The following is a 15,701-nucleotide window of genomic DNA, read 5'->3' as shown; positions in this document are numbered from 1 at the left end:
TGGGCGCGGAGATGTGTTTATCAGTCAGGGGGTCTTGGCGGGGATGGGGGTAGCGGAAACAATTCTTCCGGCGGGGATGGTGGAGATGGCGGCAACCAAGCTTGATAAAACAGAAGTGATGTAATATTTATGAGGATAAGTTTATGAAAAATAATACCATTATGGCTTTACCTTTACTTTTCGTTTCCGCGTTTATTCGCCCAGCTCTTGGTGTAATTGAATACTCACTAGGGACATTATTATTTATATCCTCTACGCATCTTGCGCTTGCTGATGATGGGGATGGTGGAGATGGTGGCAATGGCTCTGACGGCGGGGGCGGCGGCGATGGAGGTAACGCCGGGGATGGTTCTAATGGAAATGGCGGTAATGGTGGAGAGGGTTCTGACGGTGGAGGCAATGGGGGTGATGGTGGTAATGGTGATGGCACGGGTAATGGGGGACGTGGTGGTGATGCCGGTTGGGGAGGAGGAGATGGTGGACAAGGAGGAAAAGGCGGGGCAAATGGTGGCCACGACGGAGGCCCAGGTATGGGTACTGCTGCCTCGAATAAATAATACAAAAAAGAATGTGTTAGCAAGCAGCCTTTTTCGTCTGCATTAGTGCATTCTGCCCATAACCTTAGTCGATGAACGACATTCGCGAAGCCGCCTATCCCGGCGGCAATTTTGTCTCTACTGGTTCCGTGACGCTTTTTTTTAATCTAAAAATGAAGATTTTTAGTTTCGTGAATGAGATAGGTATTGACGAAGGTTATGCGCTTGCATGGCAATTCAACCCTTGTTTGTCACTCGAGGTACAAAGACGCTTTCGGAACTTGATCCTGCGTTAATAAAACCAGCATCCGGAGGGAGCAAATACCGGCGCAATGGAATTCGGAGGTTCGAGTGTAACCATCGTTTGAACCACGCCGTTTTTTAGCAGCCACCTGCCTGTTTTGCCCCGTAGGTTGCTTGGTCAACGGTGTATTTGTCTCCGGCACTTGAGGAAAGTTGATCAATGAGGCCTTTGCACGAGAAGCCCATCATACTGAGATACTGCTTCGCAGATTTCACCGCCTCCTGGTTCCAATCAATGTTCAGGCTGTCCACTGCTACCGTAGCGTCAGAAATCTCGTAACCATCCCCTGCATCCGATGAGAGTTGATCAATAAGCCCGTTCCGTGAGAAGCCCGCCATACTGAGATACTGCTCTGCAGATCTAACGGCATTATTTTGAGGCCCAGTCAAATCTCCCGCCCATATGGGCGCTGCGACAAACAAAGCGGCAGTCAGTACTATCTTCAAAAAATCCATTGAAATATCTCCATAACCCATACGGCGCCTCTAACTTCCTCGAAGCCCTTGCCTCATGGTGCAACTTTACAGGGGGGCTGTGTGTAAAAGGCAAATAGGGCTGTTTTTAAGCATCGGTGTTTAGCAACTGCTTGAATTGACGCTGCTGTGTCGTTTCTGCGTCCGAAACCGAACGATTACCGTACACCACTCTGCCTGTATGTCCGAAGTACAACTACAAACGGACAGCCTGATAGTTCCGTACATCCCTTACGGTCAGGAGGTTACGCTCAATGGGACGAAATCACCCGTTAAGCTTAAACCGCTCAACGTAGGATAATTTCAGAATTCCAAGCGGCCCCCACTTAGCACGGCATCAATTAATTTTTGTTATGCTCTTCCGGAAATACTGTGGTCTAAATAAAATGATGAGCACAAAAATTCAAGATTTTCATATGACAGAGCTTGCTCTATTGAGCCATTTTCTGGGTGGAACTTAATCCTCGATACGGGAGCCGAAACTGCCAAAGGAAAGAGCACCTGTGTCTGTTTATAGGTTTGAAAAAGGTTACTCACTGCCTGAACCATAAGTGGATCGTCAGAATTTTCGGCATCCGACAACAGAACCAGGGAAGCCAAAATTTTTCCTGTGTTGTCCCGTAACCCAGCAATATATAATTGCTTAAGTGATAAATGAGCTTCAACAGGGGAGATAGGTGACTGAACGGGAAAGGTGGTTAATGTTGAATCTCCGCTGTAAACACATAGAAATATCGACATTGCTTGCATTCTAATTTCCTTATATTCATCCAAATGAAAGTTCCCGAAAAATCAAATTGTTTACTATTTTAGGTTCTCTGACTTGTCTTTTAAGGGAAGTGTAAATTTGTATCGGCTATAGGCGGGGGGAACTTTAGGTATTTCTACCTTTAGGCTCCATCAATTATCCTGCTTCCAGGATCTAACACTGATGCCGTCGTTTATCCCAGTTGCTGATGTGGCTAAGATGCGCATAGCGCATGAAGGCGACAAATAGTGTCATATCTGATACCTCAGCTTATGGTCGCCGGTAACGCGGCGCAGCCGCCCCGGTTTGATAGGTTCCACCGATGCCCATCCCTCGCCCTGCCAGACCATTCCCGTTAACAGCTACTAAATGCCAAGGTACGCGGTCGGAGTGGTCCTGGCGAAGCCAGGGCGTATCTCCGCGTTAGCGCCTTTGGCGCTTACGAGCGTGTACTTCAGAGCTAAAGCCACACCTCTCAAAGCGACACAGCTTTAATAGTTACAACATCCACTTTTAAAGCCACTCTGTTCCGGGCCGTTGGCCCGGGGCGGGGCGGCTTTTCAGGTGGGCGGAGGGGTTGCGTTTGCGCTCGGTGCTGGGGGTTGATGTGGGTGAGATTTGGTGAATGTTGTAACTAATGTCAGCGGTGGTATGCCCCGGCTTGTCCGGGGAGCTACTTCTTCTTTTGCCCTGGCAAATGATGCCGTTGATAAGGTGTGGTTGCCCTGAGCAGAGCGAAGGGAGCTACTCCAGATGCCATGCCGTAGGCTGGCTCAGGAGTACTCTTTCTTTAGAAAGCTTGTTTTGTTCAGAAGTAACGTTCGAAATTAATCACATCTGAAGAGGGGTTTTCGAAGTTAATAGGATGCCTCAACCAGGGGATTTATCTCTTCGAATTTAAACGATTATTTCTTAATCAGACGTTGGCCAGCGCCGTATCGTGAGCATGCCCCGACCGTCGCCGGTGCACATTTTGGCGGATAACAGACGTGGGGAAGCCTGCCAGGCATCCGCGAACGGAAAAAATGCTAGCATCAGGCCCGCGAAATCGCAGGAAGGGGAAAGGTTTAGAGAGGAATGTGGTTAAGACAGTGGAACGCCGGCGCGCTCCAGGAGCCGCTGATAAAACGTCTCAGCATCCGTGGACAGCAGCGTCGGGAACTCGGCTTTGAGGGCACTTTCCAGCGACATTTGCGCAACCGTGGTGAGCAGACCACTGGCCGTAAAACGCCGCCAGGCGTTCTCATGCGTGGCCGTGCTATTTTTGGGACGCAGCTGCCGCACTTTACGCGCCTGTTCGTCAAGAACGGCGCCAATATCTGCCTCAGTTCGCGCTTTTTCATCGCGCAGCTCCGGGCTGACAACCCAGCGTTTTATCTGTCTCAGACGGTTTTTAAGTGAATGGTGGCGGTCAATACTGATGCCCAGACGCGCCATTTTGAGCAGGTGACGCTGATATTTCTGCTGCATCGACTCCGCCAGTCCGCTGGCTACCGCCCACTGGCGATATTTATGCAACCACTCCCGGATGCTTTCAACGGCGATGCCGCGTGAGGTAAAGCATTTGTCGGTGAGAAAAATTCGCATGGGCTTGTTCTGGCCAGAATCGGCGTCGCGGTCACGGTGTATCACCACGTAGTCCAGTTGCTCCATCACCCGCAGGGCATGGAGCAGAACGTCATAAGCTTTACGACCGTTCTCATAAACATGCAGCGCATTCATGCGGCGGGCAATCTCTTCCACCGGCAGCATCATTTCGAAAAGGTAATCGCTGTCCGGGCTGTAGTCACAATTTGCGGCCAGAACCAGGGACAGAGAAGTCAGCGCCTCACGGCTCTCAGAGCGTGGGGTAATCCGCATAGGTTTAGGGGTAAAGGAAGGGTCAGACGCACGGGAGTACGGCGTGTAACCAGTACGGCGAAGCGCGATCAGATCGGCATTTCGCCGCCAGTCATGCTGACGGAAGCAGGCCACCACTTTTGCAGCCATGCCGCGCGGCGTTTTGCCCGTGTAGACCGGCTGGTTATTGCGGTGCGTCTTCGACTGCCCTTTGCGCAGACGGTTAGCTTCACCCCGGCGCGAAGGACGATAAACACTGGCAGAAACACTGTTTGCTACCGGTGAGAATGGAAACAGTTGTTCAGACACGGCTCCCAACGCTTATGTTGCGCCGGAGGAGTTGACCTTTAAAAGGCATAAATCTATACTCCCTGCATAGAGCAACAACTCTATACAGTTTTAGTGAGCCCCGGTTATCTTTCCTCGCCCGCCAAAGTGAAGAAGATATTCGGGGTTTTTGCTTTTCTGGGCCTGTAAAACCTTCTACACAGTACCCATTCCCTGCCACCTTACGGCGTGGCTCACCAAAATTCTCTAACTGATCAGCAATCTAACACCGGATCCCAAAACACTCAAGAAAGTTATTCCGTAACGTCTCCAGCTAACCGACTGCTCGCGGTTTTGATTAATACTTCGAGCATCTCTGTTTGCGTAAGACCTTCTGCTTCGCATAAGCGTTGAAACTCTTCTTTCAGCGCATTCTGCACGTACACACGGATCTCTTTATGGGTGTCTTTTCTACGAGCAACCAGAGCCTGCTGTCTTTCTGACGTCGACAATGGATTGCCTTTCCTGTAAGGGCGTTTATTTTTCGATGAGGAAGAAGATACATTTGTGGATTGTGACATTTTTGGCCTCCCCAAGGATCTGCATATATCGTTTGGGAAAGCCTACTATAGATTCATTAAATCAGCAGCATAAAAAGCATTTTCACTCCCGTTGGCGCGGGATAAGACAAAAATGCGAAAAGAGGTAACGTTCGCCATTCAGAACGCCGGAGGGTCTCTGTCAGTACGATGACACCCAGTCTTTCCCTAACGCCCAGCGCGACTGCCAGTGGGTCAGGTAGGTTTGTGCCAGGTCAGGTACATCGTGCAGTACCAGAGCGTTCTCCGAATTCGACCGCGCGGCAGACAGGGTATAGTTATATGATCCGGTTTCGACCGTCTGGCCATCAACAATAATCACCTTGTCATGCATGATTTTAAACTGGCTGACGGTACGCACCGGGATCCCCGCATTCACCAATAAATTCATCGCGGCCACACTGGCTTTCCCGCGATTGCCGCCCTCATCCAGTACCACCTGGACGTCGACGCCCCGTTTCTTTGCTTCGACCAGCGCACCGGCAATGTCGGGCGAGGTAAACGAGTACCCCATCAGGCGAACGCTTTGCCGGGCATCATTCACCGTTTGCAGTACCAGCTGCTGCGCGCTGCCTTCCGGTGAGAATCCCACCTGTACCGACGGGCCCGCGCTGGCGGTGCAAACGCCCACATTCAATAACATGGCCAGTAAGGCCACCCGCAATCTGTTGTTCTTCATCAGTCTGTTTCCTCCTGGTAGGGCAATGCATAAATCCCTGATGACACACTGGCGGTCAGCAGGCAAAAGGAACCTTCGCCACAGGACGCGTCCCAGGTCAGGTTTTCCGGCACGCAATTGGTCAGACAGGTAATGGCCACCTTCAGTGCCTCATGGTGCAATCCCGGATGCGTTCTGAAACACACCCGCTGATGCTCGATATCATCATCGCTGAACATAAAGCCATGCAGGTCAAAAAAGTGGATCGACAGTGCTTTTTCACCCTTCATCGTTTTTCTCCTGACACCGCGCAAAGCCACCTCATACCCGGTGGCCTGCACGACCTCGCCTTATTTCATCGCATTATCGATGGCCTGCTGCATCACCTGAGCGGACACGACACCCGGAATGACGGTCGTGTTGTCAGCGGTCGCGTTCTCTGCCGGCATCACGATGATCCCCGGCGTCCCGGTTAATCCCAATAGCTCTGCCAGCGCACTGTTACCCGCGATCAGGGCATCTGCCGCTGTGCGGTTCGCGACGTCTTCTTCTCCTGCGCCCGCTGCCGTGGCCACTTTTTCAATATCGTCTGACGTCAGTTTCCCTTCGTTATGGCCGGTGCCGTAAATCCCGTTGTGGTAGACCATATAGGCATCAGCCCCCTTCTGTTTCCAGATGGCCAGACCCCGGCGTGACGCCTGCGTAGACTCGGGGTAATGCCCGGCAAAAATCGTCCAGTCACGAAAAGCAAACCGCACATCCGGGTTGCTGACCATGACCTGCTCCATTACCGGGGCCATCATGCTGCAGGCGATACATTCGTAATCAAAAAACTCGGTCACAATCACTTTCGATTTTTGCGGGCCTTTCACCGGCACGCCGTCAAGCTGCATCAGCAGCCGGTGCCCCTTCAGCACCGACTGTGCCATCAGCTGTGCCTTGATGGCTGCCTGCTGTGCCTGCAGCTTTTTGCTCACCTCGATGAGCACCTGCGGATGGGCCACCAGGTAGTCGGCGGCAATCTCGCCGATGCGTGACTGCTGCGCCGGTGTGAACTCTTCCGGCTCTGCGGCGCCGGCGTGGATTGAACCGAAAGTAAAACTCAGGGCGAGCGAAAGCGCCGCCGCGTTAAAACGGTTTGTCATGATGATGTCTCTCGAAGAAGGATCCCGGTGTCACCGGTGAATAAAAGGTTGAGCCGCTGCCAGGATGTGTCGCGGTGTGGATTAACGTTCTTTCTGAATATTTCGGACGGCTTCGTGGGTAATTTCTTCCCGCTCCGGCTCCCGGCCCCGACTTTCGGGCGGCAGCGTCAGTTGCCCCTGCTTTTCCAGTTCACGCGCCGCGCTGGCCAGCGCCCGCTCTGACAGGTCATTTTGCGGGTTTTTAGCGGAGCCGTGCGCTTTATCCTGCTCGGCCTGCACGTAGCGGAGTGCTTCTGCAGACACCAGGCTTCCCTGCGCGTTTTCAACCGGCAGAGCCGTACTGGCGAACTGCCCGGAACCAGCCAGTGATGCCAATACGGCCTGAACGGCACCGTTGTTGCCCTGCAGGGCTTCGTTTTGGGCAAGCAGACCGGACGCCTGACGGATAAGTGCGGCGTAGTCAGGCTGTTTCTCTCCTGGCAGTACCGGCACCTGTTGCTGCATCGACTGCACCACCTGCTCAATCAGACGAGCCGACAACGCTGTTTTTTCAGCGCCGTCAGATGCCCCTGTCATAACGTGCAACGGAGGCGTTTCAGTGACGAGTGCCCGTGCGGCATCACGTAACAACGCGGACTCATCCTGACCTTTAGCCTCCTGCGGCAAGCGTTCTGGCAGTGCAGGCCGCACCTCTTCAACAGCCCGGAGTGCCTGCCGAAGCAGGGCAGACTCATCCGCCGGCCTTTCTTCTGCCGGCAGATACCGCAGGATCTCCTGCAGCTCAGACTGGACCAGCCTGAGCAACGTGGCATCCGGCCTGACGGTCCGGTCAGTCACCCCGCCCGCCACTTTCAGCAGCTGCGCGGACGGCATCTGCCGGCCGGTGAGCAGCAATACGCCTGCCGCCGGATTGCCTCGCGCCGCCGCCAGTGCCTGCGCCATATCGCTGACCACAATCGTGTCACCGTTGCGGCTTTTTTGCACCACCGCCGCCTGGGCGCCCTCGGTCGTCAGCTGGCGTACCGGCCCGGTCTGTATCTGGCCGGTGTCTGACTGAAGGGGAAACATCGTCAGACCCGCCGTTTTGCCGTTGCCGTCATAAACCGGTAACGCCAGATGCGGCATCGGATATTTCCTGGTCGGCGGAATAATCCGCGCCGTCACGGGGTTATCTTTTAAGCCCTGTTCCCGCAGGTAGGTTCGCCCGATGGCCGTTTTGCCCACCGGCTGCCCCATCGCCCAGATGCTCCGGGCCTGCGCCCGCTCTGATTCCGGCTTCAGGGCATCATGCGCAGTCGTCGGGCCGTTATCTTTTTGCCGCAGCGTATCCATCCAGTCACGAAGACCATCGGTATAAATCTGCACATGATCGCGCGCACGGGAGGCGTTAATGTAAAAGGCCCGCATGCCGCTCATTCGCTTACGCGCACCCTCCGTCCCCTCCAGCGCAATCACATAGTCCGTACTGGCCCCCTGTGCGCCGTAGCCGGTCACCGCCCAGGCATAATCGATGTGCTGGTCTGCCAGCGTCATGCCCGGCGTAATGACCTTTTCGCCGCCGGCGTTTTTAAGCACCACCTCGCCATTGTCACGTAGCGTTTCTACCCGGTACTGTTCATGGGCATCATGGCCTGCCTGCTTCTGCGTTTTGCTCATGCGCACGCTGTCACCTTCCCGCAGCTCAATCTCACGCCGTTCAAACACCTCAATTTCGGTGGCGTTTAGCTCTTTCGGGGAGTAATAGTGCATGCGGTGATTTTCATCGCGCAAAAAGACACGCTCCGTTCCCAAATCGATGCCGGTCACGCTCAGATATCGCTCGTTGGCCAGCACCACCTGCCCCGCCTTCCAGTCATTAATGCGGTTAAAATCGTGACGACCGCCGGTAATGCGATCCAGTATCGGGACGGTCACCGCCTTCTCCCCCAACGCCCCTTCTTTTAACATGGCCTGATGAATGTATTTATTGATCATCTGCCGGTCCTCATGCAGCTGCACCACAATCATGGTGCGCTCACGGGCATCCGGTGTCCGGCTCATGTAGTCCACGGTAATACGTGTCCACGGTGATTCGGTTTCGACCACCGAGTAGCCAGGGGCCTCCCAGGATCTCAGCCGGGGCACCGTCTTCGGTGACACTCTCTCCATTTTCTCGAGGGCAGCACCGGCTTTGTTTTCAATGACGCTGTAAACGGCAGACTTCAGGTCATGATTACGCTGGCGAACGATTTCGTTCATCACGGCCACGTCGATGGTACTGCGCTCCTGCATCAGCGTGAATGGTGCCCCGCTTTCCGGTGACTGCAGCTGACCGGTATCGCCCACCGCAACGGCCCGGCCCTCTCCGCGTGATATCGCCTGATAGGCGGCAGCGGTGTCCTGATTCCCCAACATCGAGGACTCATCAATCAGAAAAAGTGTCCTGGCATAACGCACGTCTTCGCCCGCCGCCGTGCGCTGTTGCCAGTCCACCACGAAGGATTTAAGGGTCTGCGCCTCGATGCCAACGTCACGCATTTCCTTCACCGCGCGGTGCGTCGGGGCAAGCCCAATCACGAGCGGCCGTTCACTTTCCGGCAGGGTGTCAATCGCGGCTTTCACCGCCCGGAACTGGGTGGTTTTCCCCACGCCGGCATAGCCCTGTACGGCAGTAAAGCGATCGGGGCTTTGCAGGATAAGCGTCGTGGCGGCCTTCTGCCCGGCGGTCAGCCCATTAAGCAAGACCGGGTCCATCGTGGCCATCAGCGGCGTCTGGGTATTTTTACCCGTATCAATTTCCCGGATGATGGCCTTTTCCATCTCCCAGATCGCCCGCCCCACAAATCCCCCACCGCCGCCGACTTTCACCGGGATGAGGTCTCCCTCTTTCACCTGCCTGGCCACTTCGCCCCGTAACGCCCCCAGATTATTGAAGAACGTGCCCGCCTGCTCCAGCAGCTTCACCTCTGAGAAAGCGACGTCCTTCATCTGGGCAACCGCCCGCGACACGGCCTTTTGCGCATCCGTGAGTAATCCTGCGTTTAACGCGGCCAGCGCTTCCCCGGCGTCTTCCTTGCCACTGGCCTGGCGGACTAACGCCAGCGGTGAACGGGTGGTGCGCATCCGACCGAGTTTCTCTTCCGCCTTGTTTTGTGCTTCACCGGTAAAGATTTCCGCCTCATGGCCCGACTGGGCCAGGGCGTTCATGATGTTGCCGGACAGGTCACGGGCGTTGAGGCTGGCCAGCACGATACCGTGCTCATTGTCCCGGCTCCCCGGTGCGCTGACGTAGCCGTGTGTCAGATACAGCGGCCGGTCGGTCGCGACCTGCAGCGGTTTTTTCTGGCCATCGCGCTGCACCGTTAATTTTCCCTCACTGACGGCAGTGACCGTCAGCCGGTCGCGGGCTTTCAGCCCATTGGCTTTGTCTGCGGCCAGGGCAAACAGCTGCTCCCCCTGAGCAACGTGCAGCTGTTCACGGGTAAACAGCCGCCAGTCACCGGTCAGGTCGCTCAGTTTTACGCGGCTCAGAACGCCGTCGCTGTCGATAAGTGACAACATGCGCGTCTCCTCATGCACCCGGTCAAGGGTGTAGTGGCGGGTCTCATTTTTGTCTGACCGGTCTTCCAGCACCATCCCCGCCCGGTACGTGGCCGGGAGCAGGCGTTCTTTCACGCTGGCATAGACCGGCGTTCGGGCTTCGACGGTCACGCCGTCCCGTTCAAGCTTGCCGGCGTTTTGCAGGGCGTCACGGATAATGCCGGTCAGGTGCTGCTGCTCGCGGGCGCCGGTGACCAAGGCGGTGACGGGGGTGTCCGGTGAACTCAGGTCAGCATAGCGTTCAGCCAGTGCCCGGTAACGGTCACGCTTATCGCCGATACTGATCACCCGTGCTTCCAGCCCCGCCACCGGTTCGGTCAGACCATGACGGGGCACACCGGCGGATGACAGCACCGACAGGGCGTTGGCATTGGACTGCCGCCCGGCGCTGTCCAGGAAAATAAGCTGGGCGTCTTTCTCCTTCGCTTCGCCGCTCAGGACCAGCATCTCCTTGAGTCCGAGCCGCTCCGCACTTTCCACGATGAGCGTGCTGTGCGCAGAGAGACTGAACCCCTTATCCAAAACGCGGCTGCGATAGAGGATGTCGTCTTTGAGCAGCACAGATTTGCCAAAGCTCAGGCCCCGTTCGGCAGAACTGGCCAGTATTTTCACCTCGCGGCCATGCTCACGTGACATTGTCACCAGTTCTTCCGTCACCTCGCGCAGACGACCGATTGACGCCGGCGCGTTCAGGATGGCCACCGGCGCAAATTCCACCGCTTTGAACCGCTCAGGCGTGTCGATGTCGGTCTGCCGGAAACTGACCACTTTCCCTTCTTTGACGATATCGGCCGCCAGGGCCTGCACAGACAGTTCATCCAGCAGATGAATATGCGAGGTAAATACCCCTTTGTCCCCGTCCAGCGGGGCCAGCAGGTTTTCACCGATGGCCCGGTCAATCGCCTTGCGCAGATTAGGGATCGACTGTTGCCCTTCCCCCGCCTCATGCGCCGTCATCAGCAGGTCACCGTAGGTAAAGCGGGTGCGGGTGTCACTGAGCACCGAAATCGCAGTACGCACCGCCTGCATGACGCTCGGCGGCATCGGACGTTCTTCCGCCTGTTCAGGCGTCACAGCCCGCGTTTGCGCGGCATCCATCACGTCTTGTATGTTGAAATTCAAATCGGCCATCTGCTGATCCCACCGGGCCTGCAGGCGGTTGCGCCCGGCCTGCGTCTCTGGTTTGACGATGGGTGGTTCCGCCGGTGCGTCCTTTGCACCCGTACTTTTTTCCGGCGTTACCTGTCCGGGTTCGGTTAGACTGACCGCCTCAGCGGTCGTGCGGACAGGGGCTATCCCCGGTTTACCCACTTCGGCTGCCGGTTCCGACGGTAAATCCACGCGCGCAGGGGACGATGATGGCAAGCTGGCAGTGTCAACTGGCGTCAGTGACGGGGCATCCGGCTTGCGTGTGCCCTGCGCATCAACTTCATCGAGTCCGTAACGGCTGATATCGACCTTTTTCTGCCGGGTGTCTAACGCCGCGACGTCGCGGCTTTTCAGCGACGCCTCATCCCCGACCTGGGCGGCGATTTCACGGTGGCGGGACGAAAACTCCTCCAGCACCGCCTCCGGAAACCCTTTGATTTCCCACAGTTCATGCTTGCCGCCGGTGAGTTCTGTCTCATACCCCATCGCCTCGGTTTTCACCTTCAGGCTGTTGCGGTAGATTTTGCCGAAGCTGACCTGATGGCGGTACATCGTCTCAATAAACCCGGCACCGTAAATAGCATCAGTGGCCAGCGCCTTCCACTTCCCGTCCAGCTCGGTCACGTTGGCAACCACGGCATGGGTGTGAATGGCCGGATCGAGATTGCGTGACGTATCGTGGGTAAAGAGCGCCGCCACCATCTTGCCGGTGGGGACGATCGAGGTGATGCCCTCCTTCGTGTCACGGGCGGAAATCGTCTGCTCCATGATGGCCAGCGTTTCTTTGACCGCCTCAATATGGGCCTGCAACAGGCGCTTATCGCCGCCGGCCAGGATAAGCATTGAGACACTTTTCGGTGCAGAAAAAGTGAAGTCGTGTCCGGGCCGGTGCACATGGTTACCTGACACCTCTTTCCCCAGCTCCACGCCATTCGGCAAACGCCCGTGCAGGACATTGGTGAACGCCTCAAGATCAACGTTCCCCTCAAGACCCAGCTCACGGGCGCCTTCCCCCAGCCACTGGCTTTGCAGGTCATCGAGAAAATAGTAGTTATCTTTGCTGCTGTAATAGCCCGCCGCGTCTGCAGCAGACGCAACGGAGGCAACGGTCATCATCGTTCAAAACCTCCGGGTTCGTGGTGTTCATCCATATGCTGGTACGCGTCATAATCATCGTGGTGTCGCAGAATGTTCTGTTCCTCCTCGGCCATCGCGCGGTTTGCCGCGCCGTACTCCGCCGCCTGGGCCTCATCCAGGCTTTCCGGTGACTCCTTCCGCGCACCCAACGTGCGCAGAACAAGATCACCCTTTTCATCCACTTCCACGTCCATCTGCAGATCCGGTGCTTCCCCCTGTGCGTCGGCGGCGCCCTCGCTTTGTGCCCCGTCGGCCTGTGAAGCAGGCTTACGGCGTTTAAGCGCGAGCAACTCCAGGGCGCTGAGGCCGGCCAACGGTTTCATGTTGTTGGCAGCAACAGACAACACGGGTGGGTTTTTCAGCGCGGCAGAGTTGTGTGGTTGAGGGGGTACGGCGTGAGTCGTTATGGCGGGTTGCGGTACTACAGGTTCAGGTTTAGTTTGTTTGTTGGCCTCTATCTCGGGTGCTACGCCCTTTTTCACCGTTTCCGCCAGCGGAGGAGCCTGTCGCATACGCGGGGTGAAAGGGCGAACATTCGCTGGCAGTATCGGCGCATCAGAGGGTTCGGATGCTTCTGAACCCACGCCGTCAGTGGCGGTTTCGGGCTTTTCAGCGTCGTGTTGTTTTGATTTTTCCACGCCCCTGGCAACCGGGGGCGTGCTCTGACTGACGGCGGACACGAGCGGGATATCGGCCTGCTTTCCGGTCTGGACAGTTTTCTGCCGGTCGGCTTGCGGTGTCACCGCCGGGCTGGATGACTGACCGGCATTTTTCGGTTCCTCTGCGGCTTTCTGCCCTTCCAGAATTTCGTCGCCGGTCGGGAAGACAATGCCCGCCATGCGCGTCGCCTGTTCGTTCTTGCTGATGACCTGTTCCAGCTGGGGACTGAGCACATCCTTGAAATCGCGCGCTATCAGCGCCTTGTGATATTTCTTTTGTGCCCGGTACTTCAGATCCAGTTTCACCACCGGGTATTCACCCGGCAGGCGGGCATAGAAACGCAGGTTCGGCATCGACATGATGTTGTCATAATCGACCACCGGCTCATTGACCTTGTCGCGGCTGATGGAGATACCGTCACGGATTTGGTCAAGACCGTAGCTGTTCTGCTCCCGCGCCTCACGACGGCGCTGATGCCCCAGCTCTTCCTCTACGATTTTCGCCACTTCGGCGCTTGGCGAACGGCCATAGAAACGGGTGTTCAGCAGGTCAAAAATAGACTTGGCCACCTCACGTCCGTACACGTTGATAAGCTGTGGCATGTTCTGAATGCCAATAACAAAACAACCGCCAAATTTGCGCCCTTCAGCCAATGTCTCGGCAAACTCGGGGATTTTTTGCAGGCTGGTCTTTTCATCGACGACAAACCACACACGGCGGTCGGGATCTTCCCCCATGCTTTGCAGATAAATCGTGGCCATCGACAGCCACATGGATATCAGCGGACGAACCGACTTGCGATGACGGGCCGTGGTGGAGATAAACAGCCAGCTTTTGTCGTACCGGACGTCGGTCATCCACTCCCGGATGCTGAACTCGGGTTTCCCCTCCTGGTCAAGGCCCTGCAGGTATCGCAGCGCTTTGGCGTAGTTGGTGACCACCGAACGGATAGAGATGGCCGTTTTCTCAATTTTTTCCTCAACCAGGTTGGCAGAGGGGGTGTTTTTGAGAAATTCGCGCAGACTTTTCAGGTCGATAGACAAGAGCGCGGTCAGGAATTTCTCAATACTGCGGTCGCTATGTGAGGCAAACTGCATTGCCGTATCGCTGAAGATGGTACGCGAAGAGGACACCCAGAACGGGTCAGACTCCCCCTCCACCGGAATAAGCGAGGCCGTCAGGTTCTCGTAGTCCACCACTTCCCGCGCTTCCCGCCACAGCACCCAGTTCTCGCAGCGCTTATCGTGCGGGTTGAGAATTTTGTCGATACGTTCGTCATAATGCGTTTCGGTAAAGGTGCCGCCGGAGTCGTAGACAATCGCCCGGTCACCCCGTTTACGTATGTAGTCAAGCAGCCAGCGGATAAGGGTGGATTTACCGACGCCGATGGTGCCGTGGATCAGATAGTTCATCACCTCGGCATGCCTGACCATGTGCAGGCCACCAATCTGCAGATCTGACTTCTGCCCGGCCTTTTTCAGCTGCCGGTTTACACTGGCCAGGTCATCCGTCAGCGTCATGCCGGAGAGATAGGTGTCTTCACTCTCTTTTTTTCCAATGCGCCCCACGTACCAGGCAATCACGCTGAACAGCAGCAAACACACCGTGCCGCAGCCTGCGGCACTCAGCTTTAAGTTATTCACCAGCTGGCCGCCCATCGACTGCATCCAGGGGTCAGCCAGCAGCTGTCCCAGCGTCAGTTTGGTGGTGCACAACTGTACGCCGCTATTGCAGTGCCAGCTGATATCCCAGGTCGCCGGGCTTTTCGGGTTCATCAACGGCACAAAGCTGGATAACAGCCTGCCGGTCCAGTACCAGAAACCGTTATTCAGCACATCGGCGGAGGTGACAGCCCAAAATACGCCGCCGGTGGATAACAAAAACAACAGTAACAGCCAGTTCAATATCCACTGGTTGACCTGGGCAAACATACGCAGGCGGTAGGCCGTCATCTGGCCCCCCTGCGTGAGGTATTTCGGTGTAAAACTCATGGTTCAGCTCCGGCAAACGCGCAGGCTTAAGCCGCCCGGACGGGCAGCTCAGGGATGGTTGGTAAACAAACGGGGGATGAAATTCAGTGATAAAACGAATAAGTCTTAGGAAACGACAACGGCTAATTCCGCCGCGCAGCGGTCAGGTTTGACTCATGCGATTAAGCGGGAACGCCGGGGAATTACTGACTCAGCAAGGTATCTGTAACTGTAAATCGAAAGAAAAAAAAGCAGCTTACGAGAAACACGAACAGGCCGCTTCCCTGAATCTGAATACTCCAGTCAAGACCGATACTCACGGCAGTAAATGCCGTCAGGATGGCCACCATCAGATGAGATAGCATCAAGTATTTGCCTGCAAAACGCATAAATGGCATTAGGCCAAGTGCTGCAACCCGCTTTCGCTCAGGGATCAGGGGCAATATCACCCCAACAAGCGCGATCACGCTGCAAAGATTTGCAGTATACGCAGCCGTGAGCTGCTGGGGGCCCCACTGGCTTCGTAGCGGCACGGCAAGAATAAGCCGGACGCCAGAAAACAGCATTAGCGCCCATACCCAGAACAGTACCCGTTTTGAAGTCTGAAAAAAAAACATGTAGTTCTCTCCAAATAAAT

The 15,701-nt window shown here is 55.8% G+C and carries 11 protein-coding genes; 1 reads left to right on the top strand and 10 read right to left on the bottom strand.

Features of this window, described 5'->3' with window-relative positions; translation table 11 throughout:
• Positions 1-300 precede the first annotated feature (300 nt).
• Positions 301-603, top strand: a complete 303-nt coding sequence (locus HGO41_RS22130; RefSeq protein ID WP_250981469.1) for a hypothetical protein — start codon at positions 301-303, stop codon at positions 601-603.
• A gap of 314 nt (positions 604-917) precedes the next feature.
• Here HGO41_RS22130 and HGO41_RS22125 read toward each other — a convergent pair whose 3' ends face one another.
• From HGO41_RS22125 to HGO41_RS22080, 10 genes are all read right to left on the bottom strand, one after another.
• The gene (locus HGO41_RS22125; protein ID WP_250981468.1) at positions 918-1,316 is read right to left on the bottom strand and encodes an Ltp family lipoprotein; all 399 of its coding nucleotides are present in this window, start codon (positions 1,314-1,316) and stop codon (positions 918-920) included.
• A 348-nt stretch (positions 1,317-1,664) separates the two neighbouring features.
• Entirely contained in the window at positions 1,665-2,063 is a 399-nt protein-coding gene (locus HGO41_RS22120; protein ID WP_250981467.1) for a negative control protein of sporulation, read from the bottom strand.
• Between the two features lie 1,081 nt (positions 2,064-3,144).
• On the bottom strand, positions 3,145-4,209 hold the full coding sequence (locus tag HGO41_RS22115) for a Replication protein (RefSeq protein ID WP_250981466.1): 1,065 nt from the start codon (positions 4,207-4,209) through the stop codon (positions 3,145-3,147).
• A 272-nt stretch (positions 4,210-4,481) separates the two neighbouring features.
• Positions 4,482-4,748, bottom strand: a complete 267-nt coding sequence (repA, locus tag HGO41_RS22110; protein ID WP_250981465.1) for a replication regulatory protein RepA — start codon at positions 4,746-4,748, stop codon at positions 4,482-4,484.
• Between the two features lie 160 nt (positions 4,749-4,908).
• Entirely contained in the window at positions 4,909-5,409 is a 501-nt protein-coding gene (locus HGO41_RS22105; RefSeq protein ID WP_250981472.1) for a phospholipase D family nuclease, read from the bottom strand.
• A gap of 35 nt (positions 5,410-5,444) precedes the next feature.
• Positions 5,445-5,714, bottom strand: a complete 270-nt coding sequence (locus HGO41_RS22100; protein ID WP_250981464.1) for a hypothetical protein — start codon at positions 5,712-5,714, stop codon at positions 5,445-5,447.
• Between the two features lie 60 nt (positions 5,715-5,774).
• Positions 5,775-6,569, bottom strand: a complete 795-nt coding sequence (locus HGO41_RS22095) for a DsbA family protein (RefSeq protein WP_250981463.1) — start codon at positions 6,567-6,569, stop codon at positions 5,775-5,777.
• A gap of 81 nt (positions 6,570-6,650) precedes the next feature.
• Positions 6,651-12,413, bottom strand: coding sequence for a conjugative transfer relaxase/helicase TraI (gene traI / locus HGO41_RS22090; RefSeq protein ID WP_250981462.1), 5,763 nt, complete (start codon positions 12,411-12,413; stop codon positions 6,651-6,653).
• Positions 12,410-15,085 (bottom strand): type IV conjugative transfer system coupling protein TraD, encoded by a 2,676-nt coding sequence (traD, locus tag HGO41_RS22085; RefSeq protein WP_250981461.1) that lies wholly within the window; start codon positions 15,083-15,085, stop codon positions 12,410-12,412. Before traD ends, traI begins: the two co-directional genes overlap by 4 nt.
• Positions 15,086-15,267: 182 nt before the next feature.
• Entirely contained in the window at positions 15,268-15,681 is a 414-nt protein-coding gene (locus HGO41_RS22080) for a hypothetical protein (RefSeq protein ID WP_250981460.1), read from the bottom strand.
• Positions 15,682-15,701 lie beyond the last annotated feature (20 nt).

The organism is Rahnella sp. CG8 (assembly GCF_023701875.1).
Lineage (GTDB): Bacteria > Pseudomonadota > Gammaproteobacteria > Enterobacterales > Enterobacteriaceae > Rahnella > Rahnella aceris.
Note: the sequence above shows the minus strand (reverse complement) of the source record. Positions and strands in the feature narration are given on the sequence as shown.